This window comes from Variovorax sp. Varisp85 (assembly GCF_047304045.1).
Classification (GTDB): domain Bacteria; phylum Pseudomonadota; class Gammaproteobacteria; order Burkholderiales; family Burkholderiaceae_C; genus Variovorax.
The window spans coordinates 1-452 of the sequence record NZ_JBGLYN010000154.1; the positions used below are offsets into that span (position 1 = coordinate 1).

1 protein-coding gene is annotated in these 452 nt (G+C 68.4%); it reads left to right on the plus strand.

From position 1 onward, the window contains the following. Positions 1–12 precede the first annotated feature (12 nt). On the plus strand, positions 13–452 hold a 440-nt coding region (locus ACCC97_RS28820), incomplete at its 3' end, for a DUF6396 domain-containing protein (protein WP_413336397.1).

Sequence of the window (452 nt, forward strand, 5' to 3'; positions counted from 1 at the left end):
AGAGGTACTCCATTGGTCAGCGGTACCGTCGACAAGTCGCGCGCAGACCGCTACAACGCTCTTGGCGACGCGCTCTATCACAACCCCGACCTGCGCTTTCCCAATCTCGACAAGGTGCTGCCCCTTCCCCCGGCACCGCTGCCCCAGTGGGACATGAGCGAGCCCAAGACGCTCATCGATGCCGCCAAGGCCGTGGTGCCTGCTGCTGCTTCTTCGCCGCCGCACGCGCCGGCACCATCATCCCCGCGCACCAGTCAACTCGAAGGTGCCGAGCGCGGCCTGCTGTCTGCTCATACGCGCGTGGCCCAGGGCATCGCGCGCGAGGCCGAGGTGCCAACGCCGCGGGTGCGATGCAGCGGCGCCGCGCGCTGCCTTGTCACGGGCATCTGGCAGGCGCGCGTACCGGACGACCACCCGCATGCGGCATCGTTCAACCAGTGGCATCGCCAGTC